The organism is Streptococcus sp. 27098_8_69, from assembly GCF_041432445.1.
GTDB lineage: Bacteria > Bacillota > Bacilli > Lactobacillales > Streptococcaceae > Streptococcus.
In genome coordinates this window covers 1-20,955 of the sequence record NZ_JAPVZO010000021.1, presented here as the reverse complement: position 1 = coordinate 20,955, position 20,955 = coordinate 1, and the positions used below count along the sequence as shown (strand labels likewise).

At 40.5% G+C, this 20,955-nt stretch carries 19 protein-coding genes and 1 pseudogene; all 20 read left to right on the top strand.

The features are described from left to right. Window positions 1-186 precede the first annotated feature (186 nt). The 20 genes and pseudogenes from O3658_RS07820 to O3658_RS07725 all read left to right on the top strand — a co-directional run bounded on the left by O3658_RS07820 (window position 187) and on the right by O3658_RS07725 (window position 20,835). Window positions 187-654 (top strand): phage terminase small subunit P27 family, encoded by a 468-nt coding sequence (locus O3658_RS07820; protein WP_371560602.1) that lies wholly within the window; start codon window positions 187-189, stop codon window positions 652-654. Between the two features lie 11 nt (window positions 655-665). Then, window positions 666-2,381 (top strand): terminase large subunit, encoded by a 1,716-nt coding sequence (locus O3658_RS07815; RefSeq protein ID WP_371560600.1) that lies wholly within the window; start codon window positions 666-668, stop codon window positions 2,379-2,381. Window positions 2,382-2,557: 176 nt separating this feature from the next. After that, complete coding sequence (locus tag O3658_RS07810; RefSeq protein WP_371560598.1) at window positions 2,558-3,790, top strand: phage portal protein; 1,233 nt, start codon at window positions 2,558-2,560, stop codon at window positions 3,788-3,790. Next, window positions 3,744-4,418 (top strand): head maturation protease, ClpP-related, encoded by a 675-nt coding sequence (locus tag O3658_RS07805; protein ID WP_371560596.1) that lies wholly within the window; start codon window positions 3,744-3,746, stop codon window positions 4,416-4,418. Before O3658_RS07810 ends, O3658_RS07805 begins: the two co-directional genes overlap by 47 nt. A 36-nt stretch (window positions 4,419-4,454) precedes the next feature. Next, window positions 4,455-5,627: a phage major capsid protein gene (locus O3658_RS07800; RefSeq protein ID WP_371560594.1), complete on the top strand. Its 1,173-nt coding sequence runs from the start codon at window positions 4,455-4,457 to the stop codon at window positions 5,625-5,627. A gap of 172 nt (window positions 5,628-5,799) precedes the next feature. Further along, complete coding sequence (locus tag O3658_RS07795) at window positions 5,800-6,111, top strand: head-tail connector protein (RefSeq protein WP_371560592.1); 312 nt, start codon at window positions 5,800-5,802, stop codon at window positions 6,109-6,111. Further along, window positions 6,098-6,445 carry a head-tail adaptor protein gene (locus O3658_RS07790; RefSeq protein WP_371560590.1) on the top strand — a complete coding sequence of 116 codons (348 nt, stop codon included), beginning with the start codon at window positions 6,098-6,100 and terminating at the stop codon, window positions 6,443-6,445. Before O3658_RS07795 ends, O3658_RS07790 begins: the two co-directional genes overlap by 14 nt. Then, entirely contained in the window at window positions 6,442-6,816 is a 375-nt protein-coding gene (locus tag O3658_RS07785) for an HK97-gp10 family putative phage morphogenesis protein (protein WP_371560588.1), read from the top strand. The genes O3658_RS07790 and O3658_RS07785 overlap by 4 nt, the downstream gene beginning before the upstream one ends. Further along, the gene (locus O3658_RS07780; protein ID WP_371560586.1) at window positions 6,813-7,259 is read left to right on the top strand and encodes a hypothetical protein; all 447 of its coding nucleotides are present in this window, start codon (window positions 6,813-6,815) and stop codon (window positions 7,257-7,259) included. Before O3658_RS07785 ends, O3658_RS07780 begins: the two co-directional genes overlap by 4 nt. A 4-nt stretch (window positions 7,260-7,263) precedes the next feature. Continuing rightward, window positions 7,264-7,818 (top strand): major tail protein, encoded by a 555-nt coding sequence (locus O3658_RS07775; protein ID WP_371560584.1) that lies wholly within the window; start codon window positions 7,264-7,266, stop codon window positions 7,816-7,818. Between the two features lie 107 nt (window positions 7,819-7,925). After that, window positions 7,926-8,264 carry a hypothetical protein gene (locus tag O3658_RS07770; protein ID WP_371560582.1) on the top strand — a complete coding sequence of 113 codons (339 nt, stop codon included), beginning with the start codon at window positions 7,926-7,928 and terminating at the stop codon, window positions 8,262-8,264. 203 nt (window positions 8,265-8,467) lie between these two features. Continuing rightward, window positions 8,468-12,745 carry a phage tail tape measure protein gene (locus tag O3658_RS07765; protein WP_371560580.1) on the top strand — a complete coding sequence of 1,426 codons (4,278 nt, stop codon included), beginning with the start codon at window positions 8,468-8,470 and terminating at the stop codon, window positions 12,743-12,745. Next, a complete protein-coding gene (locus tag O3658_RS07760; RefSeq protein ID WP_371560579.1) occupies window positions 12,745-13,461 on the top strand; it encodes a phage tail protein in 717 nt (238 codons plus the stop codon). The genes O3658_RS07765 and O3658_RS07760 overlap by 1 nt, the downstream gene beginning before the upstream one ends. Then, window positions 13,458-17,405 (top strand): annotated as a pseudogene (locus O3658_RS07755) (phage tail spike protein); the annotation flags it as partial. The gene O3658_RS07760 and the pseudogene O3658_RS07755, both read left to right, overlap by 4 nt. A 354-nt stretch (window positions 17,406-17,759) precedes the next feature. After that, window positions 17,760-18,014 (top strand): hypothetical protein, encoded by a 255-nt coding sequence (locus tag O3658_RS07750; RefSeq protein WP_371560578.1) that lies wholly within the window; start codon window positions 17,760-17,762, stop codon window positions 18,012-18,014. Further along, entirely contained in the window at window positions 18,014-18,646 is a 633-nt protein-coding gene (locus O3658_RS07745; protein ID WP_371560577.1) for a hypothetical protein, read from the top strand. The genes O3658_RS07750 and O3658_RS07745 overlap by 1 nt, the downstream gene beginning before the upstream one ends. 16 nt (window positions 18,647-18,662) lie before the next feature. Beyond that, a complete protein-coding gene (locus O3658_RS07740) occupies window positions 18,663-19,079 on the top strand; it encodes a hypothetical protein (protein WP_223141097.1) in 417 nt (138 codons plus the stop codon). Continuing rightward, window positions 19,066-19,398: a phage holin gene (locus O3658_RS07735; protein ID WP_371560575.1), complete on the top strand. Its 333-nt coding sequence runs from the start codon at window positions 19,066-19,068 to the stop codon at window positions 19,396-19,398. Before O3658_RS07740 ends, O3658_RS07735 begins: the two co-directional genes overlap by 14 nt. 2 nt (window positions 19,399-19,400) lie before the next feature. Next, window positions 19,401-20,357 (top strand): autolysin, encoded by a 957-nt coding sequence (locus O3658_RS07730; protein ID WP_371560573.1) that lies wholly within the window; start codon window positions 19,401-19,403, stop codon window positions 20,355-20,357. Window positions 20,358-20,589: 232 nt separating this feature from the next. After that, a complete protein-coding gene (locus tag O3658_RS07725) occupies window positions 20,590-20,835 on the top strand; it encodes a hypothetical protein (protein ID WP_371560571.1) in 246 nt (81 codons plus the stop codon). Window positions 20,836-20,955: the final 120 nt, after the last annotated feature.

The following is a 20,955-nucleotide window of genomic DNA, read 5'->3' as shown; positions in this document are numbered from 1 at the left end:
CGAACAAAACAGAATGTAAAAGGGTGAAATAGTCGGGAATTCACTGTAAATTGTACGGAAATACCCCCTTTAATTTAGAACGGGGCTATATATCGTCCGGATTCTAGAACGCTGCCCTCTTCTGTGCAAAAAATTCCGTTTTTGAAATCTTTAAACTGTTAAAAAATAATGTAAAGGAGGTATAGCATGGGGCGAAAAATGAAGATAGTCGAAGCTACTAAAAGCCATCTGACGAAAGAAGAAAAGATAGCTAAGAAAACTATACAGGACAAGGCTTCGGATGGTTTGGATGCATTACAACTAACACCGCCAAAACACTTTGATCCGATTGCGAAAGCAGAATATAAACGAGTCATCAATGACCTGCGAAAGCTACCCCTAAGAAATCTAGACAGAGCAGTATTAGAAACCTACTGCACATGGTATGCAGTCTATAAAGAGATATCTCGTGGACTACAAAAAGAAGGGTATGTGTACGAAACGGAGAGCGGGAAGATTCTCCCTAACAAAATGTTATATAGCTTAGAACGTGCTACGACTAACTTAATGAAGGCTGCATCGCAGTTAGGTTTGACGGTTGACAGTCGTATGAAATTATATGTTCCACAAGTAGAAGAAAAGAAAGAGAGTATTTTCGATAAATTTGGTAGTTAGGAGGTGATTGTGTGGAAGACGTAGCTTATCAATACGCTTCAAAAGTCGTAAACGGTGAAATCATAGCTAGTAAGAAAGTTATCAAAGCTTGCAAGCGCCACTTGAGAGATTTAAAGCGTATAGACGATGAAGACTTCCCATATGTTTATCTACCTGACAAAGCAAAAAATCCAATAGATTTTATCGAAATGCTACCTGACGTAAAGACTGGTAAACCATATCCACTGGCCAACTTTCAAAAATTCATTTTATCGAGTCTGTATGGCTGGCGAAAAAAGTCCGATACATCGATAAGGAGATTTAAAAAAGCCTTAATCAGTTTGGCCAGAAAGAACGGAAAGACTATTCTCGTTGCAGGGATTGCCCTGTACGAGTTTTTATTTGGTCGAAATCCTGCAATGAGCCGTCAGTTGTTTTGTACGGCAAATGACCGTTCTCAGGCTCGTATCGCTTACGATATGATCCGTAAGCAGTTGGATGCTCTCAGGACGAAAAACGAAGATATCAGAAAGGCTACGAAGATAGTCAGAGATGAACTTCGTAACTTGAATGATGAAAGCTATGTGCGTGCATTGAGTCGCGAGACTGGTGCAGTCGATGGATTTGAACCGTATGTAGGTATCTTAGATGAGTTTGCAGCATCCAAAACAAATGAGATGATTGAATTGCTGGAATCTGGTCAAGGGCAGTTGGATAATCCGTTGATTTTGATTATCTCAACAGCTGGTATGGATTTGAATGTACCAATGCACACAATCGAGTATCCGTACATCGAAAAAGTACTTGATGGAGAAGTTGAGAATGATGAATACTTTGCATTTATCGCTGAACAAGATAACGAAGAAGAAATTGCAGACGAAAAAAACTGGATAAAATCAAATCCAATTCTCGAGGTAAAAGCATTACGTAGTAAGATGATGGACTATCTGAGAAAACGTAGAAAAGTCTCGCTTGAGACTGGCACTGTAAATGAAGTTCTGGTTAAGAACTTTAATATGTGGAGACAATCCTCTGAAGAGTCTTACATGGATAAAGAGAGCTGGGCAAAAGCTAAGATAGACCCTCCGAACACAAGAAAACGTAGAGTTTGGTTAGGTGTAGACGTAGGTAGGTCTAGCGACTTATTCTCTATCTCTCCGATGGTCATGATTGATGATTATTGGTATGCAGATAGCTTTTCTTTTGTGGCCACGAAATATGGCTTAATCGCGAAAGAAAAGAGAGACGGTGTGTCTTATACTAACTTAGAAAGAATGGGTGAGTGTGAGATAACCACTCTTGAAAGTGGTGTTATCGATGATGAACGTGTGCTTGAAAAAATCGAGGAAATGGTATATCAAAACGAGTGGGAGTTGCAAGGTATTTACTTTGACCCTTATCAATTTGGTTCGCTATTGACTATGATAGAGAAACGACACCCAGAATGGCCACTAGTCCAGATACCACAAACCACCATGGTCTTGAATATGCCCACGAAACAGTTCCGAGATGATGTCCGACAAGGAAAAATCAAGCACAGTGGCAATCAGCTCCTAACAATGGCCATTAATAATGCATACACTAGAGTTGATAATAACGGTATGAGGATCGATAAAAACAAAAATAGCAATAAAATCGACCCTCTGGACGCACTTTTAGATGCTTACGCTGCTTGTTACTTAGAGCCATTCGATGGAAGTGGTTATTGGACAAATGAGAAAATCCTGGAAGGAGGTTTGCTATTTTGAAAATATTGGAACATATTCACACAATTTTGCTATTGATAGGCCTTGGATTTTTAATCTATGGCTTTTTCTTATTGAATCAAGTGGCAGGATTCTTATGTAGTGGAGTGATTTTAATTCTGTTAGCCTTGTATATCAGTAAAACAAGGGGGTGAATTAGAAAGGAGGTGAGAAAATAAATGACTTTTTTTCAATCTTTAGGTTCGTCAAAACTATCTTATGACGATTATATCTCTTCGGTCATCTCTGGCAATTCAAGTCCTGAATATACTGGTATATCTGCTTTAAAAAATAGCGATGTCTTGACTGCAGTATCTATCATAGCTGGTGATGTTGCTCGTTTTCCATTATTGAAAAAGGATTTAATGGGGAACATCGAACAAGATGAAGATATGAATTATCTTTTGAATGTTAAATCCACAAGCAATACATCAGCAAGGCAGTGGAAGTTTGCAATGACCGTCAATACAATCTTGACTGGTAATTCATTCTCTCGTATTCTACGCGATCCAATCAGTGGTAAACCGTTAGAATTTCAATTCTTTAGACCGTCTGAAACGACTGTCGAAGAAGCCAATGATCATGAATTGATTTATACATTCCGTGACCGTCTGAACGGTAAGGAGATTGTATGTAATGCAGAAGATGTTATCCATTGGAAATTCTTTAGCCATGATACCATCTTGGGTAGGTCTCCGTTGCTTTCCCTTGGGGATGAAATCAGTCTGCAAGATGGTGGATTGAATACCTTAATTAAGTTCTTTCGCGATGGTTTTTCAAGTGGAATCCTAAAGCTAAAAGGTGCTCAGTTGAGTGCCGAAGCGCGTAAGAAAGCTCGTATGGACTTTGAAAAGATGCGTGAAGGCTCGACAGGTGGCAGTCCTTTAGTATTTGATGATACCCAGGAATATACACCGCTTGAAATTGATACGAATGTCTTACAGTTGATTACATCGAATAACTTTTCTACTGCACAGATTGCAAAAGCTTTGCGAGTTCCTAGTTTTAAACTGGGAGTAAATAGCCCTAACCAGTCTGTCGCTCAATTGACGGAAGACTATGTAACCAATGACCTTCCGTTCTATTTTGATGCAATCACAAGCGAACTTGCTTTGAAAGTGTTCGATGATGAAGAGCGCAGGAAGTATCGTGTTGACTTTGACACTCGCAGCGTGACTGGTAGGAATGTAGACGAGATTGTAAAACTTGTAAACAATCAAATCCTAACACCAAACCAAGCTTTGATTGAACTTGGTAAGGAACGTTCTACTGATCCAAATATGGACCGTTATCAGTCAAGTTTGAACTATGTCTTCTTGGATAAGAAAGAAGAATATCAATCAATGAAAGGAGGTGAGACAAAGGATGCCAAAGAGAATCAAGATGAAAGGTCCACTGATTCCGAACAATAGTCAGGAAGTCTATGATTATTATGGTTTGGAAGCAGTCAGCGCTAAATCTATCACAGATTCTTTTCCAGAAGACCATAGCGATATCGTTTTGGAAGTTAATTCCAACGGTGGCTTAGTAACTGTTGGAAGTGAAATCTACACTGCTTTAAAAAGCTATCCAGGTGATGTGACTGTTGAAGTGACAGGAATGGCAGCAAGTGCTGCTAGTGTCGCAATCATGGGAGCTGATAAAGTGCTTATCAGTCCAACAGCACAGATTATGATTCACAAAGCGCTGTATGGTTATGTCTCTGGTAATAGTGATGACTTAGACAAAGCTTCTAATGCATTAAAATCTAGCGACCAAGCTATTGTGAATGCGTATGTTGCTAAAACTGGATTGGAAGAATCAGTTATCATCGACATGATGAAAAATGAAACCTTTATGTCGGCTAGTGAAGCAGTCGAAAAAGGATTTGCTGATGAAGTGATGACCTTTGATGATATTGGTGCAGTAGCGAGTCTAGAAAATGGATTGTTACCACAAGCAGTTATTGATGACTTTTACGCTAACCGTAGCAAGCGTAGGTCTGAAATCCAAAACATGCTACGAGAAATTGAAAAAGAAGAATTACTTAGAGGGCTTTAAGCTCTCTTTTTTATACCCCAAAGGAGAAAAGAAGGTATGTTTAAAGAAAAAATGAAACAACTCGAAGCACAGATTTTTAACATTGGTGCTGAAATTACTGCCAAAACAGAAGAATTGAAATCCGTTTTGAATGCTGATGATCTTGAAAAAGCTCGTGAAATTCGTGCTGAAATTGAAGCGTTAAAAACACAAGAAGCTGAAGCTAAAAATAACTTGAAAACTTATGAAATCGCAGAAGAAGGAACTGGTGCGCACGCAGCTGGTGAAAAACACGAAGTAAAAACAGAAGGTAAAACTTATCGTGAATCGATAAATGAGTTTATTCGTTCTAAAGGTCGTATTCGTAATGAAGGTCTGCGTTTTGAAGGTCAAGACGAAGTTCTTGTGCCTATGAACGAAGCAGTCAACCCAACACAGGATGGACTGAAGAAAGACAAGACTGAAAAAGTAACTAGCAAGGAAATTGTTACTACACCAATTCGTGAAGTCAAGACTGTTCTTGACCTTAAACAATTTGTGACAATTCACAAAGCATCTAAAGGTGAAGGTTCATACCCTATTCTTAAGCAAGCTACATCTAAGATGGCAAGCGTAGAAGAACTAGAAAAAAATCCAGCTCTTGCTAAGCCAGAATTCACAGATGTTACATGGAAGGTTAAAACTTATCGTGGTGCTATTCCACTTTCACAAGAAGCAATCGACGACGCAGATGTTGACTTGCTTGCAATTGTTGCTGAAGCAGCTAACCAAATCAAAGTCAATACTACTAACGATGCAATCGGTGGTGTTTTGAAAACATTTGAAGCTAAACAAGCAGCAGATTTGGATGCTATCAAGGCTATCTTGAATGTTGACCTTGACCCAGCTTACAACGTATCATTCGTAGTTTCACAAAGCTTCTACCAAAAGCTTGACACAATGAAAGATAAGAACGGTCGCTACTTGCTTCAAGATTCTATCGTTTCTGCATCAGGAAAAGTATTCCTTGGCCATCCAGTATTCGTAGTTGCTGATACGGTCCTTGGTGAAGCTGGTGAAGCTAAAGCCTTTGTAGGTGATGTGCAACGCGCTGTACTCTTTGCTGACCGTGTTGACCTTGGTCTTCGCTGGACTGACAATGAAATCTACGGTCAATACTTGCAAGCGGTTGTGCGCTTTGATGTGAAGAAAGCTGATGCGAAAGCAGGTTATTTCGTAACTATGCCCTAAGGCTCCCCCAATTAGTGGGGGTGTCTCACGGTCAGCGGTAACTCTAGCAGTACCAACCGCAAGTAGCACCAAGCAAGAAATTATGGATTATCTAGATAGTAAGAACATCAGTTATAATCCATCGTCAAATAAATCGGAGCTTCTAGCTCTAGTAGTTTGATAGGAGGTGTCTATGCCTGTTAAACAAGAATTATTGGAGAGCGTGAAGCTTTATTGCAAAATAGATTATGATTTCGAAGATGAAATCATCAAAGAAATGATTGAATCAGCACAAGAGCAAATCTGCTTCGCTATCGATGCTAATGCGAAGCCAGAGGATTTTGAAAACTATGCTAAGTTCCAGCTTGCTGTCAAAAAGCAAGTTAAAGAAGAGTATGAACATCGTGGGATGTCAGCAGATAGCATGCGCTATCCATTGGCAAATGGTGTCCTGAACATTATCCATCAACTTCGAACAAGGAGGGAAGTCAATGCGGACACGTAATATGAATGTCCGCATTACTTTTTTAAAAAGAGTAGGTGGACAAAATGAAGATGGAGAGGTGCTAGATTTCGAAAAAAAGGACCTGTATTCTTGTTGGGCAGAAGTTTCAAAAACCTCTATTAAAGATTTTAGAGAAAACGCGACTGTCACAAAAGCTAGTGGTCTATCTGAGCACAAAGACACCAAAACATTCTTAATTCGTCATCTACCAAAACTACCTTTTGACAATTCTTGTTATGTAGAATTTGATGGCAATGAATACCAAATCATTGCTATTGAGCGCGACTATGCTAACAAGGAAATTGATTTAATCAAGGGAGTGATGGTGTCATGACGAAAGGATTGGATCTTTGTCTTGATAATCTTACGAAGCTAGAAGTTAAAGCACCAAGAGTTGCTCGCGAAGCTGTCACAGAAGTTGCCCAAGAGTTCAAAAAAGAGCTTGAAGTAAATACTCCTGTATCTGATGAACCCACTCTCACTCGATTGAGTGAAGATATAAGAATCAGTAATTTCAAAGGAGGGGGAGATGCTCCTTCGAAGGATATTGGTTATGGTCGTGCTACTGGCTGGCGTGCGAAATATCCAGATAGTGGAACAATCTATCAGAAAGCGCAAGATTTCGAGGAAAAGACTATCAACGCAGTCACTCCTCGTGCTGAATCAATTTATAAATCAAAAATGAGGGAGGTGTTGGGTAAATGATTGCTGAAACTGAAGCTTATAAACGCTTAGTAGCAGATGAAGAATTAAATAAACTCTTCGATCAGTTTAGGGGCAAGGAGTTCCCTGGTTACAAACAAGGTATCTTTACTTATGATATTCCTGAAAAACCTACAAACTTAAAACAAAAAGAACTTGCTCCGTTTGCAAGAATTTATTTAACTTATGAAGCACCTCACAAGTATGCAGATGATGAAATCATCTCAACGGAACAACGTATCACAATCAACTTTTGGTGTAAGAATGCTAAACAAGCGGATCAGATTGCTAAAAGAATGGATGTGGTACTAGAAAGTAGTGGTTTTGAACGCTACACAGCTAATGAGAAACCTCGATACATGGATGACGATATTGGATTGTTAATGAACGTCCGAAAATATCGTCTTTTTGATTGGAGCAATCTCGAAGAAATGAAAGGAAAATAAATAAATGTCTAAAGTTAAATTTGGTTTACGTGGTTTTGAATACGGAGTGTTGAACTCTCAAAACCTCGTCACAGGTGAAACTAAAAAAATCCCAGGAATTAAATCAGCAAAACTGGATATCACAAATGAATTGAACACTATTACAGCAGATGATGGACCATACGTTGTATTATCTTCTGGTATCACTGGAACAACCCTCGAAGTATCATGGCTTGATTTAGGAAGCGATGCTCGTAAAGACTTCTATGGCATCACTGTTGAAAATGGTGTTGAAAAGTACAGCAAGAAGATGACACCAAACGATATCGCTTGCTTGTTCCGTACCACTGGCGATGACGGTAAAGGTATCTGGGTTGGTCTCCTTAAAGGTAAGTTCTCACTTCCAGGAATGGATTTGGAAACTAAAGACGGTTCACCAGATCCAAAAAACGATACGGTATCTGGAAGCTTCGTAGCTCGTGGAGACGAAGACGAAGGCCTTGTAATTGTAGTTGGTCGTGAAGACAACCCACAATTCCAAGAAGCTGAATTCCGTAAACTCGTCTTCCCAAAGTCGTAAGCGGTTCTAGTTCTGAACGAACAGCAACCGCTGAATCAGGCGCAGTAAGACAAAATGCATAAGGATAGGCTTGGTTATTCCAAGCCTATATTTTTAAGGAGTAAACAATGTTTGAAATTAAATTTAAAAAAGGTGGGGTTCTAAAAGAGTTCTCTAAAGATTATGTCAATGTCGAAGACAATCTTCTAGCGTTAGAACACCAAGTTCGTCAAACTGCTTTGTACGAAAAGAAGGAAGATTTGCTAAATCCTGCCAAACATCGCGAGTTGAATGAAGCGTATCTTGATATGTTCGTGAAAATGTACGGTGAGCAGTTCGATGCAGATGATCTGAAAGGCGCAAGTGTTGAAACTCTTGAAATTTTGAATGAACTATACCTGGCAGCACTCGGTGGAAAACAAGAAGAAAAAGAGACTACCGAGGGAAAAAAGAAGAAAAAGGGCTAAGCCCTAAAGAAGCTCAAAATAATTTATTAGTTTGGGTTCAATCGCTAATGAGTCAAGGATACACGATCCATGACATTAAAAGCATGCGACTTTCAGATTTTGATTTGATGGTGCAAGCTTTAGAAATAAAAGAAAGCAAAGAGGAAGAAGAGACGACCCTTGACAAGGCCTTTCCATTCCTTTTTGGGTAGAAAGGAGAATGAATGGCAAGTAATATTGGTGAAATAGTCGCTACCGCTACCTTGGATGTCGCTCCTTTTCAGTCAAACGTTGGGAGGTTAAAGACCTATCTAAAGGGTGTCGACAACTCTCTGAAAGCGATGGAGAACAACTTCAAAGGTGCTGGCAAGAATGTCAGCAACTTAAAGTCTCTCTTATCACAGACCGGTTCAGCTCTAGGCTCTTACCAAAAATTGCTAAGTTCACAAAGCGAACGATATAACCAACTAAAAGCTAGTATTGGAGATGTTTCAACTGCAACTGCTGAACAAAAGCAGAAGTTAGTTGAAGCAGGTGCTAGCATGACTGCGACTGCTGCTAAAGTTGCAGAGTTGCAAAATCGCTATGAACAGTTGGCGAAATCTATGCGTCAAGCTTATATCGATGATAGTGCATTTACTAAATTTGGAAAAAGCGCGCAAGAAATTGGAAATAAAATAAGTCAAGCTGGTCAAACTGTTTCTGGATTCGGATCTGCATTGACTCGTGGTGTTACTGCACCAATTGTGGCAGGCGCAGGTATCGTGTTAAAGGCTGCGATTGATTATGAATCAGCGTTCGCAGGAGTTAAGAAAACAGTGGACGAAACCGCGACGGTATCTTACCAAAAGTTATCAGACGGCATCCGTCAGATGGCTAAAGAATTGCCAGCCAGTGCAGTAGAAATTGCCAACGTTGCCGAAGTAGCAGGTCAGTTAGGTATTAAGACCGAAGATATTCTCTCATTCTCTCGAACCATGATTGATATGGGAGAATCAACGAACTTGAGCGCTGAAGAAGCAGCAACAGCGATTGCCAAGATTGCGAACATCATGGGATTGACGTCGGACGAATACTCTCGATTTGGTGCAGCCGTTGTAGATCTTGGTAACAACTTTGCTACGACTGAAAAAGACATCGTTGAGATGACCAACCGCTTAGCAGCGGGTGGTAAGCTTGCTGGATTAAGCACGGCAGATATCTTAGGTCTTGCTACGGCTATGAGTTCGGTTGGTATTGAGGCTGAGGCAGGTGGTACTGCCATGACTCAAACACTTACTGCTATTGGTAATGCCGTTTCATTGACAGGAAAGGGAGCAGCTGATGACTTAAATCTTATTGCTAAGACTGCAGGAATGACCTCAGAAGAATTCCAGCAGGCTTGGAAAGAGAAGCCTGTTGAAGCCTTGCAATCCTTTATCAAGGGACTTCAAGAAGCACAAGATAAAGGCGTGAACATGAACGCTATTTTGATGCAGCTTGGGATGACAGGCGTCCGACAAAGTAATATGCTAAAATCTTTGGCCCTAGCTTCAGATAAGATGGGTGCTGCAGTACAACGTTCAAATCAAGCGTGGAAAGAAAATACTGCCTTAACTAACGAAGTAAACAAACGCTACGAGACTACTGAGTCTCAACTACGGATGTTTAAGAATCAGTTGACAGATATTGCAATTGAATTCGGAGGTCCACTCATTAAGGCGCTTCGAAACGCACTTGATGCAGCAAAGCCGTTGATTAGTGGATTAGCAGATTTGGCTAAAAAGTTCAGCTCACTATCAACAGAACAACAACAAAATATTATCAACTGGGGGTTGGCAGCAGCGGCTATCGGACCTGTTCTTAAAATCTTAGGAGGTGGTATCTCTGTTGTTGGTGGTTTTGTAAAAGCTATCAGTGGACTATCACAAGGAATTGGTATTTTAAGTGGTTCTTTTAAATACCTTAAAGATTTTGGTGGCGTGGCAGGTAGTCTGAAAGCAGTAGCTGGTTCAGCTGGTGCAGTTGAAACTGCAGTAGCAGGAGCAAGCACAGGGACTGGTTTGCTCGGTAGCGCCCTTGGATTTTTGGCGACCCCAGTGGGGTTAGCTACTGTGGCTTTAGTTGCTGTAACTGCAGCAGCTGCATATTTTGCAAATAAAGCCTATGAAGCAAGGCAACGTGCTCAGGAATGGGGTGCTAGTGTCAGCAAAGAACAAGCTGGTCAACTTCAAAACTTTAAGGATAAAGTGGATGAAGCGAATCAAGCAATGACAGTCTTTGGAACAAGTTCAGACGGGATTGATAAAGTCACAACTGCAGTCCAAAAACTAGCAACCGAAATTCAAAAATTAGCTGATGAAAACTTAGCAAAGGACATCGATTTAGCTCATAAGTTAGGCTTGAGCGAAGAGACGATCCAGCAAATCTCTAGCCATGCTGACCAAATTAAAAACAACGTTCAACAAATGTCTGATGAGGTCATTCAGATTTATCAAAATGCTGCGAACAATCATCGTAAGCTTTCTGAGGAAGAGAAAGCAATTGTGCTATCTAATCAGAATGAACTAATCAACACTCAGCTAGAATTGATGGAGTATTCTGGTGAAGAACGCATCAACATGATAAAAGCTTTCAATGGTCAAGCTGATGAATTAAATACAGAACAACTTAAAAAAGCCACTGAATTAACTGAGAAATGGGCGAAAGAAGAACAAGCTTCTTATAAAGAACGCTTGGACGGATACAAGAAGCTCATGGAACAAATCAAAGGCGAGGATGAAAAATCTGTTAAAGCTCGTGCTGAGATTAAAAGCAAAATAGAGCAGTTGGAAGCTGAGCACACAGCTAAAATGGAAGCGTATAGTCAGAAATGGAATGATTTGCAAGGTAGACTTTTAAAAACCTTGAAAGTTAGCCCAGAAGCATTATCAGGCATTATGAATCAGCTTAAATCGAGAGCTGAGGAAATGGGCTTGACTTATGATGAAATGGCTATTAAATTCCAGAACACTTTCTCGAAAGTACAAGAAGGCCATAGCATGTGGGCACAAACAGCTAAAGATGCAACCGAAACTACTAAGCTTGCAAATACTCAATGGAATGCTATGGTTTGGGACGAAAAGACTGGTAAGTTAAAAACGAATGCAGTCGAAGAAGTTCAAAAGGCCCTTGAAGCAGAAGGCGGATGGGATGCTATGCAGTTCATTCTTAAAGAAGCAAATCTTGAAACTAATGCACGCTTGACAATTGGTGAAGCTTTAGTAGCAAACGGTCAATGGGAACAGCTTACTCCTGAGCAAAAAGAATTGGTCGTGAATGGCAAACCTGCAGTACAAGCTATATTGGATAGCAAAGAGATGATGGCACAATGGAATGCTTTGCCTACTGAAGCAAAAGAAATCCTCGGAAAAAATGACAGCTTTCTACGAAGTGCAGAGGGCGCCAGACAAGCGCTGACTCAATGGAATTTAATGACACCGAGTGAAAAAGCATTGACTTTAAAAGATTTAGCTAGTAACGATATCAAGGTGGTTCAAGGTCGTATCGATATGATGACTGGTAAGCAATTGCCAATCGAAGCGATTGACAAGACACCAAGTACAGTTGAATCTGTGCTTTATGGCGTAAATTCCATCAAACAAGAGAGTCCGATTGCTATTAATGCCAACGATAACACTGGAGAAGCATCTCAATCAGCAAGCTCAAACGTGAACGCTCCTTACCAAACTAGTCCAATTGACATCAACGCAGTGGATTTAACTGGAAATCCTTCTGCTGCTGCAAGCGCAGGGGTGAACGCCGTTAAGCAAAATAGTCCGATTGATATCAATGCGACAAACCAAACCCAAGGAGAAGCTAACGCTGCAAGCAACGCAGTTAATGCAGTTAAGCAGAATGGTCCGATAAGCATCAATGCACAAGATAACACAAGTAGCGCGATTAACAGTGTATGGTCAGGGTTGATGTCCTTGCCAGCTGTTAAGTTTATTGATATTATCACACGACATTTTACTGAGCAACACGCTAAAGGTACGGATAATCACCCGGGAGGTCTTGCAACGGTCAATGACCAACGGGGGACTCTCTATAAAGAGTTGATCACATTGCCAGATGGAACATCCTTCATCCCAGAAGGGCGTAACGTGGTCTTACCATTGCCACCTGGCACAAAGGTCTTGCGAGCTGGTAAAACTCGTAGTTTGATGAATCGTTTGGGTATGCCTCACTATGAAAAAGGGATTGGTTTTGAAGATACTAAAATCTCGCACCTTAGTCGTAGGATTGGTGCAGTGAATGAGTATAGGCGACAATACGATGATAGACGTGTTGTTCAATTGTTGTCAGAATTGGTCCATCAATCTTCTTCACAACAAAATTCATCAAGTCAAGTTGGTAATGTTAACTACACACTTAACTGGAATGGTTCAAATAGTGAAGATCCATACTCTCCAGAATTCATTCAGAGATTGATGAGAGAATTCGCCTATTATACAAATCAGGAAGGAGGACGTTTAGCTTAATGTCTTTTTTTACATTTAACGGAAAATCTAATGAAGAATTTAATTTGAAATTGAGTCAAGGGATTGAGTATGCAACATCCTCTAACGATTTAGAACGCGTCACAGTACCAGGCCGTGATGGAGAGTTGCTTGTATACAACAATAGGAGAAAGGCTGTCGAGCAGTCTTTCCCTTTGCTTTTGGTAAAAGAAAAAGGCTTGACAACAGATGTCATCCCTAAAATTACTGAGTGGCTAAGCGTGAAGGGGTTCCGTGATATGTCCTTCTCTTGGGATAAGGAGCATATCTATAAAGGAGCTTATCTGGAAGGTTTTAGCGTAGAAGAAACCTTGAAGCAATTTGGAAAAACAAAGTTAAACTTTTTACTTCATCCTATTAAGTATCGTAAAGATGGATTTAATAGGCTTAATTTATCCAATAACTCAACCATTCTGGGCAAAGGAAATGTGATGAGTGACCCTGTTATTACAATCCGTGGAAACGGAGAGGGTGTTCTAACAATCAACGGCAGACAGACAAAATTTAAGAATGTCCAAGGTGTGATTGTTTTTGATATGCAAAAAAAACTTGTATACAGTGGGAATTTACCGGCTTGGGATAAAGTTGTGAGATCTCCGCAATACGTTATGCCAAAATTAGATCCAGGAGAGAATAGAATTTCTTGGACGGGTAATTTCAGCGTGGAACTTATCCCTTATTGGGGGGTGATGATTTGAAACCAATCTTATACAATGCGACTGAAACTCTATTTGATTCTTACGGCATGGGAGAAATTGACGCTAATAAAGCGACAGCGACAAGAGAGAAAAACGGGAATTACTCTTTATATATAGAGTATCCTGTAGGTGGTTCTCTAACTCCTTTGTTTAAGCAAGATATGAGAATCAAAGCAGATGCTGGAGTTCGAACCAAAAATCAAACATTCTATATTTCAAGAATTGTAAAAGACAGTAGCCATGTGATTAAAATCTACGCTAAACATATTAGCCATTTGACTGAAACAATGGGTATTGTACACGGAACGATTGCAGTCGGCGACGCTAACGCCGCTTTGTCCCGATGGTCCGAGTCTTTGGTTGGCGGTGTTGAGTTTAGAACATGGTCTGATATCGAAACTGAAGGTAAAACGAGTTGGACAGTTGATAAATTCAAGACAGCTCGGGAGGCTTTGGGTGGAATAGAGGGATCTATCTTAGATGTTTGGGGAGGAGAGTATGAGTTCGATAACACAACTATCCGGCTTCATAAACAGTTAGGGAGGAAAACTCCGACAGTTTTGCAGTATGGGAGAAATATTTTATCGGCTGAGGAAGATGAAAATTCGGAATCTAGTTATACATCTATTTATCCTTATGCCAGCTATACTCCAGAAGCTGATGAAGGCGGAAGGCAAGCCGACCCAGTATTTGTTACCTTACCTGAAAAGATCGTAGATAGCCAGTGGGTAAAAATGTATGCTGATAGACGTGTTCAAGTTGTAGATTTCTCGTCTAAATTTGCTGAAAAAGAAACACCCACTCTTGATAAACTTAGAAAAATGGCTGAAAGATATGTTCATGACAATCGTATCGGTATACCTAAGACGAGCATTAAAGTAGAGTATGTAGATTTAGCGAAAACACTTGATTACGCAGATATGGCTTTCATGGAGGAAGTTGAACTTTGTGATATAGTCCCTATCTTTTATCCAAAAATTGGCTTGACTAATGAAGACGGGAAGGTTGTAGTAGTTAACTATGATGTTCTCAACGATCGTAACGAATCTATAGAAATTGGTACTATCGGACAAGGGATGAAGTCTGCGATGGTAGGTAGCCTTGGTGAAAGATTAGAAGCGTTGGAAAATCGGCAGACAAGACTTGAAAGTAATATACCTGCATATCTTTTAGATGGGAAAGGTAATAAAGTTTGGTATCAAACACCAGATAATACAAGAGAGCATAAAGTTGGTGACACTTGGTTTGAGAAGAATGGTCTTTATGATCGCATCTATGTTTGGAATGGTGAAATTTGGGAAAAGCGCATAGACACAGAAGATGTAGATGTTATTGCTAAGGAAATCGACAATAAATTCAAAGGCTTTAAGAGTTCAACTAAGTTAATCGAACAGAAAGCTGAGGAAGCGTTGCAAAACGCTGGCGCAAGTAGCCTGCTTGCTCAGGAAGCGAAGCGGATTGGGTTGGATTCGATTGCCAAACTTGAAGAATTCAAGAGACAGGCTACGAGCGCTCAGACGACTCTGTCGGGTGATTTGGATGTTCTAAAGAAGACACTCGCAAACGATATTCTACCGAAACAAGCGCAGGTTGAAACTGAGATTAGCAAGCAAGTTGAAGCACTGATCCAGACAAAAAATGAATTGGCTGGCGTGAAGTCAGCGCAAGCGACGTATGAAGAGACAACGATGCGTAGATTATCAGAGCTGACCAACTTGGCCAACGGTAAGGCTAGTAAGTCTGAGCTCCTGCAGACGGCCGAGGAACTGGCTAGTAAAATAGCGAGTGTTAAAGTCGGTGGTAGAAACTATTATCGAGACTCCGAGAAGATTCGAACAAGTACACGCTTCTTTCCATTTCCTATACACCCCTACCTTTCGCGGGAAAATATAGGTGAAACATGGACTTTATCGTTTGATATAAAATTTAATGAAGGTGGCGAGATTCGTCCTCTACATTTTTATCATTACCAAACGAATCGATTTGGTCTGAAAGCTAGTGCAGACATTACCCCTTCAAAAGAATGGCAACGGTTCACGTTCACAGGTCCAGTTATCTTTCCGAACGATGACCCTCGTTATTCGAGGGGGGAAATGGCCTTATACGATTACGGTGGAAACAATAGCTATTCCGTGCGTAGAATTAAATTCGAAAAAGGCACTCTAGCTACTGACTGGAGTCCAGCTATCGAAGATATAGAAGGACAGCTTTCAACAGTTGAATCCAACTTCAGACAGCGCGCTGATTCGCTAGATGCTGGCGTGAGAAGTCTGACTGAAGGTCTCAGAACCAAAGCGGATATCAGCGCACTCAACGTGACTGCTGAGAATATTAGGCAGTCTGTGAAGAGTCTGGAAACAGACACACAGAACAAGCTGGATCAGAAATTGAATCAGGCTGAATTTGAGGTGCGGGCTGGTTCTATCCGTCAGGAAATCCTTAATGCAACCAAGGACAAGGCAGACAAGACCTTGGTTGTGGCTGAAGCTGGGAAATTGCGAGAAGAATTTTCAAACTTGAGAGTCGGTGGTAGAAACTATTATCGAGATTCTGAGAAGGTTCGAACAAGTACACGGTTCTTCTCGTTTCCTATACATCTATACCTGACTCAAGAAAATGTCGGGGAAATTTGGACTCTCTCGTTTGATTTAAAAATCAACGAAGGAGGTGAGATCCGTCCTCTGCATTTTTATCATTATCAAACGAATCGCTTTGGTCTGAAAGCTAGTGCAGACATTACCCCTTCAAAAGAATGGCAACGGTTCACGTTCACAGGTCCAATTGTCTTTCCAAATGATGACCTTCGTTATTCGAGGGGAGAGATGGCCTTGTACGATTACGGTGGAAATAATAACTATTCTGTTCGTAGGATTAAACTTGAAAAAGGCACTTTAGCTACTGACTGGAGCTCGGCAATCGAAGATACTGAGGGCATCATCACTGAAGCTAAGGCTACTTTTGAGCGAACGGCTCAGGGTTTGCGAACCGACTTATCAGCTATTCAAGAATATGTCAATAAAGACGGTCAGCGACAGGAAGCTTTACAGCGTTATACCCGTGAGGAAAGCGCAAAACAAGCAACGGCTGTACGTGAGCTGGTGACGAAGGACTATGTAGGCAAGGCCACTTATCAGGAAACTGTAAGAGCTATTGAGAACAAGTTCGAAGCTATTACAAACCCACAAAATGGCTCAATTGCCACTCAGATTGCCAACTACAAAGCAGCAGTAGATGGCAGATTCGCAGATATATCATCTCTACTTTCTGGGAAGGCTAGCCAAGCCGACTTCCAGCGAGTCAAGGAGACTAGTCAGCTTTACGAGCGGATTTTGGGCAATACTGAAAATGGAATTGCGGATAAAGTCGCTCGTATGGCTATGACCAATCGGCTGTTCCAGGTTGAGGTGTCTAAGAATGAAGGCCTGAAAACCGTTCAAAGACAGTTGGCTGGTTCGTGGGCGGTTCAAAATATCAACTCTGCTGGAGATATCATCTCTGGAATCAATCTAGGCGCTAATGGCCATAATCGATTTGATGGGAAACTAACTCACATCACGGGTGAAACCTTGATTGATAAAGCGGTTATCAAGTCTGCTATGATTGGTGAGGCACAAATCAATACAGCTCATATAGATAGTATAGATGCAGCCAATGGGAGGATTATCAATCTATCAGCAAATAACTTTACCGCAAATCGTGTGGAGGGTCTGAAACTTATTGGAGGCGATTTAAGTGCAACAAATGGAGCGATGAAAATCGATTTGAACAAAGGGCAATACGAAGTCTACACTGAAGAAGCAGCCATGAGGCGTGTTGTCGCTGGCTTTCCTAATCAATTTATAAAATTTGCAACCGGAAAGCAAGAAGTCGAACACGAAGAAGGGGTGAAATCTGGAGTTACTATTATAGGCTCTAATTCAGATGGGACGGAAAATGGTAATAATCAGACCTTTGCGGGAATACAAATTTGGAATAATGCTCACCAAAGAAACGTGAATTCCATAGGAGATTATTTGAGAGTATCAAATAAAGGCTTCGGAGAAAATGAAAAAGGCTGGATAATTCAGACAAGTGATACCCCTACAATCGGGCCTATTGTTGATAATAATAAGCCTGAAACAGGAAAACGCTCAGCGATTTTATCTGGTGATTTTTACTTTATAAATAAATGGGGTCAAAAAGTTTCTCTCTTAGGAATCCTTGAAAGATTTATCGTCAATTTTAATACTCTCAGAGATAAAAGAGGAATCTTATATACAGATTTCTCTGAATTAAATTAATAATGCAAGGAGGCAGAAATGGGTACAGAACAAATTAATCAAGCGCTACGAATGACAATCAATGAATTGTCAACTGCATCAACGAATACTATGATTGAAAGTAATTTTTCTATTGTTCAGTTGAACGATCAAAAGATTGCGAATCAGGAATTGATGCAAGAAAACAATAATATCAAAGAACAAATCAATGAATTTGAAGCTGTTTTAGAATATGACCCAGCACTTAAAGAATTATTTGAAGAAACACAAGCGAAAATGAAAGGAACTAACTAATGAATTACGAAGTAGCAATCAAGCCTTATCTTAAAGGCGCAGAAAATACAACAGTTGTCGCAATCAAGATGGAAAACAACGGACGCTATTCTTACGAGCAAGTAGAATTGCACGGCGACCATACACAGGATAATGAAGCAACTTTGATTCAAGCGGTGCTGGATCATATCCGTACAGAACTTGACCCAACTAATGCCATCGTCAAAACACAAGCGCAACTTGAACAGGCTGAGCAACAGATTGCCCAAAACAAGAGCGAGCAGAATCGACTTTCTGCGCTTGCAAATAAAATCGATAAAGTAGTGCGTGTCATGGCACAGGATTCAATCATGGGCGAGAAAATTGCCTACGGGACAACCTACAAGCTCCTTGTAGAACTCTTCCCATTTGCAGAAGAAGGCAAGGCCTATCAACCAGGGGATATGTTTGTCGTCGAAGATCCTGAACACGTTGAATTAAATGGCGAGGGCAAGCGTATCTTGATTCAGACGAATCAGGCTTTCACTTACAAAGGCGAATCTCTCAAACAACTTGAAGGCGGACCATCTCAAAATGGCCTTCTTGCAATCTGGAAGTGGGATGGCCAAAAGAATGGAAGTGATCTTGAAACTACTCGAGTTTCTGCACAGTAGATTGGAAGTGGTCTGATTGGAATTACTAGCATTTCTGGATAAATTAAGTCCGATTCTAATCGTAATCATTCCTAGCTATTTCTCTTTCAAGAGCACGCAGAATACGAAAGAGACTGACAAGCAAATCAGTCTCTTATCTGACAAAATTAGTGCTATTGAAAAAACAGTCTCAAATGTTGAGAATATTGGCAAAGATAATAGCAAAGGCTTGACCATTATTGGAAAAGGTCTTCAAAGATTACAACGTTTTCGATTGCAAGAAAACCTAAAAAAAGCAATTAGACGAGGCAATACCAATCAGCATGAGATTGAGGAATTGTCTCGTCTTTATGAAAGTTATGTCGAGCTTGGTGGTAATGGAGCCATCAAGGTACTGTATGAAAAATTTCTAGAATTAGAAATTGTGGAGGAAAATATAAATGCAACAGATTAACGAAATTATTATTGCTTTTGTTACAGGATTTGTAGCAGTAGCGACAGGTAGTATCGTCAAAGCAGTCAAAGATTACCTCATCAAAAAAGGTGGCGAACAGACGGTCAAGATTGTTGAGATCTTGGCCAAAAACGCAGTCAATGCCGTGGAACAGGTATCGGCTGAAACCGGCTATAAGGGCGAGGAGAAGCTGGAACAAGCACGAACTAAAATCCGTGCTGAGCTTAGCAAGTACAATATCAGCATGACTGACAAAGATTTGGACACATTCGTTGAGTCAGCTGTGAAGCAGATGAACGATGCATGGAAAGGGGAATAGCAATGGATATTGATACAAGCAGGTACAGAGAAGGACTTCCTCAGATTGGTTATGCTCCTTATCGTCAAATTCATGCTCATTCTACTGGAAATAAGAAATCAACAGCTCAAAACGAAGCAGACTACCATATGCGCAGACTTGTCGAATCTGGCTTCTTCTCACATGTTGTCGGCAATGGACGAGTGATGCAGGTAGGACCAGTAAATAATGGTGCCTACGATGTGGGAGGTGGCTGGAATTATGAAACGTATGCAGCAGTCGAACTGATTGAAAGTCATTCGACCAAAGAAGAGTTCATGGAAGATTACAGATTGTACATCGAATTGCTTCGAAATTTAGCAGATGAAGCAGGACTTCCAAAAACGTTAGATTCAGACTCTTTGGAAGGTATTAAATCGCACGAATACTGCACCAACAATCAACCTAATAATTATAGCGACCATGTTGACCCTTACCCTTATCTTGCTAAATGGGGCATTAGTCGTGAGCAGTTCAAGCAGGATATTGAGAACGGCTTGACGATTGAGACAGGTTGGAAGAAAAACGGTACTGGCTACTGGTACGTACACTCAGACGGTTCTTATCCAAAAGACAAGTTTGAGAAGGTCAACGACACTTGGTATTACTTCGACGGGTCAGGTTACATGCTCGCAGACCGCTGGCATAAGCACTCGGACGGAAATTGGTACTGGTTCGACAACTCAGGTGCAATGGCCACAGGCTGGAAGAAGATTGCTGAGAAGTGGTATTACTTCGACGCAGAAGGCGCCATGAAGACAGGTTGGGTTAAGTATAAAGATACCTGGTACTACCTAGACGGCAAAGAAGGAGCCATGGTATCAAATGCCTTTATCCAGTCCGCAGACGGCACAGGCTGGTATTACATTAAACCAGATGGCAGCATGGCAGACAAGCCAGAATTTACAGTTGAGCCTGATGGGCTCATCACGACAAAATAAAACAGAAAGAATAAAAAATTATTACACTAACCGCAGGCACTAGCTTGCGGTTTTTTTGTTTGTCTGAAAATTGACTTGTTGACATCAACAATTAGCTTCATAAAGCGCATGGTTGCCAATTTTGTTGATGTCAACAAAATTGCTCTGAAAGTACTGTCTGAATTAAAAAAAGTAATGATTTTTTCACTGCTTTTTTATTTTTTCTACGAATATATAAGTAGGAGGAATGAAAATGAAGATTTTAAATATTGAACTAGCAAATGTAGAGCAGACAGATTTAGGTTTTGAGCATTGGGTGGATGTGACTTATAGTGTACCGATTTTAAAAAACGAATACACGGTCAGATTGTTGTTGCTCTTTGGTTTTGAAATTGAAGATCCTGAAGTGATTGAGTATCTAGTCAACGCTTGGAAGTACCGTGAATTGGTCCTACATTCTGTTAGGATGTATGAGATGGAGAGGAGTGACCAAAAATGATTCCTCGCCCCAAACTCGCCCCAAAAGTTTTTTAAAGTTATCCTTTTTTATCCGAAAATAAAAATAAAAAAGCCCATAAAATCGGGCTTTCTTTTCGGATAAATTCCTATAAAATAGTAT

Excerpts from the sequence above, each read along its gene's own strand:
- O3658_RS07820 (WP_371560602.1), top strand. The coding sequence starts at position 187 with ATGGGGCGAAAAATGAAGATAGTCGAAGCTACTAAAAGCCATCTGACG.
- O3658_RS07810 (WP_371560598.1), top strand. The coding sequence starts at position 2,558 with ATGACTTTTTTTCAATCTTTAGGTTCGTCAAAACTATCTTATGACGAT.
- O3658_RS07805 (WP_371560596.1), top strand. The coding sequence starts at position 3,744 with ATGCCAAAGAGAATCAAGATGAAAGGTCCACTGATTCCGAACAATAGT.
- O3658_RS07800 (WP_371560594.1), top strand. The coding sequence starts at position 4,455 with ATGTTTAAAGAAAAAATGAAACAACTCGAAGCACAGATTTTTAACATT.
- O3658_RS07795 (WP_371560592.1), top strand. The coding sequence starts at position 5,800 with ATGCCTGTTAAACAAGAATTATTGGAGAGCGTGAAGCTTTATTGCAAA.
- O3658_RS07790 (WP_371560590.1), top strand. The coding sequence starts at position 6,098 with ATGCGGACACGTAATATGAATGTCCGCATTACTTTTTTAAAAAGAGTA.
- O3658_RS07785 (WP_371560588.1), top strand. The coding sequence starts at position 6,442 with ATGACGAAAGGATTGGATCTTTGTCTTGATAATCTTACGAAGCTAGAA.
- O3658_RS07780 (WP_371560586.1), top strand. The coding sequence starts at position 6,813 with ATGATTGCTGAAACTGAAGCTTATAAACGCTTAGTAGCAGATGAAGAA.
- O3658_RS07775 (WP_371560584.1), top strand. The coding sequence starts at position 7,264 with ATGTCTAAAGTTAAATTTGGTTTACGTGGTTTTGAATACGGAGTGTTG.
- O3658_RS07770 (WP_371560582.1), top strand. The coding sequence starts at position 7,926 with ATGTTTGAAATTAAATTTAAAAAAGGTGGGGTTCTAAAAGAGTTCTCT.
- O3658_RS07765 (WP_371560580.1), top strand. The coding sequence starts at position 8,468 with ATGGCAAGTAATATTGGTGAAATAGTCGCTACCGCTACCTTGGATGTC.
- O3658_RS07760 (WP_371560579.1), top strand. The coding sequence starts at position 12,745 with ATGTCTTTTTTTACATTTAACGGAAAATCTAATGAAGAATTTAATTTG.
- O3658_RS07750 (WP_371560578.1), top strand. The coding sequence starts at position 17,760 with ATGGGTACAGAACAAATTAATCAAGCGCTACGAATGACAATCAATGAA.
- O3658_RS07745 (WP_371560577.1), top strand. The coding sequence starts at position 18,014 with ATGAATTACGAAGTAGCAATCAAGCCTTATCTTAAAGGCGCAGAAAAT.
- O3658_RS07735 (WP_371560575.1), top strand. The coding sequence starts at position 19,066 with ATGCAACAGATTAACGAAATTATTATTGCTTTTGTTACAGGATTTGTA.
- O3658_RS07730 (WP_371560573.1), top strand. The coding sequence starts at position 19,401 with ATGGATATTGATACAAGCAGGTACAGAGAAGGACTTCCTCAGATTGGT.
- O3658_RS07725 (WP_371560571.1), top strand. The coding sequence starts at position 20,590 with ATGAAGATTTTAAATATTGAACTAGCAAATGTAGAGCAGACAGATTTA.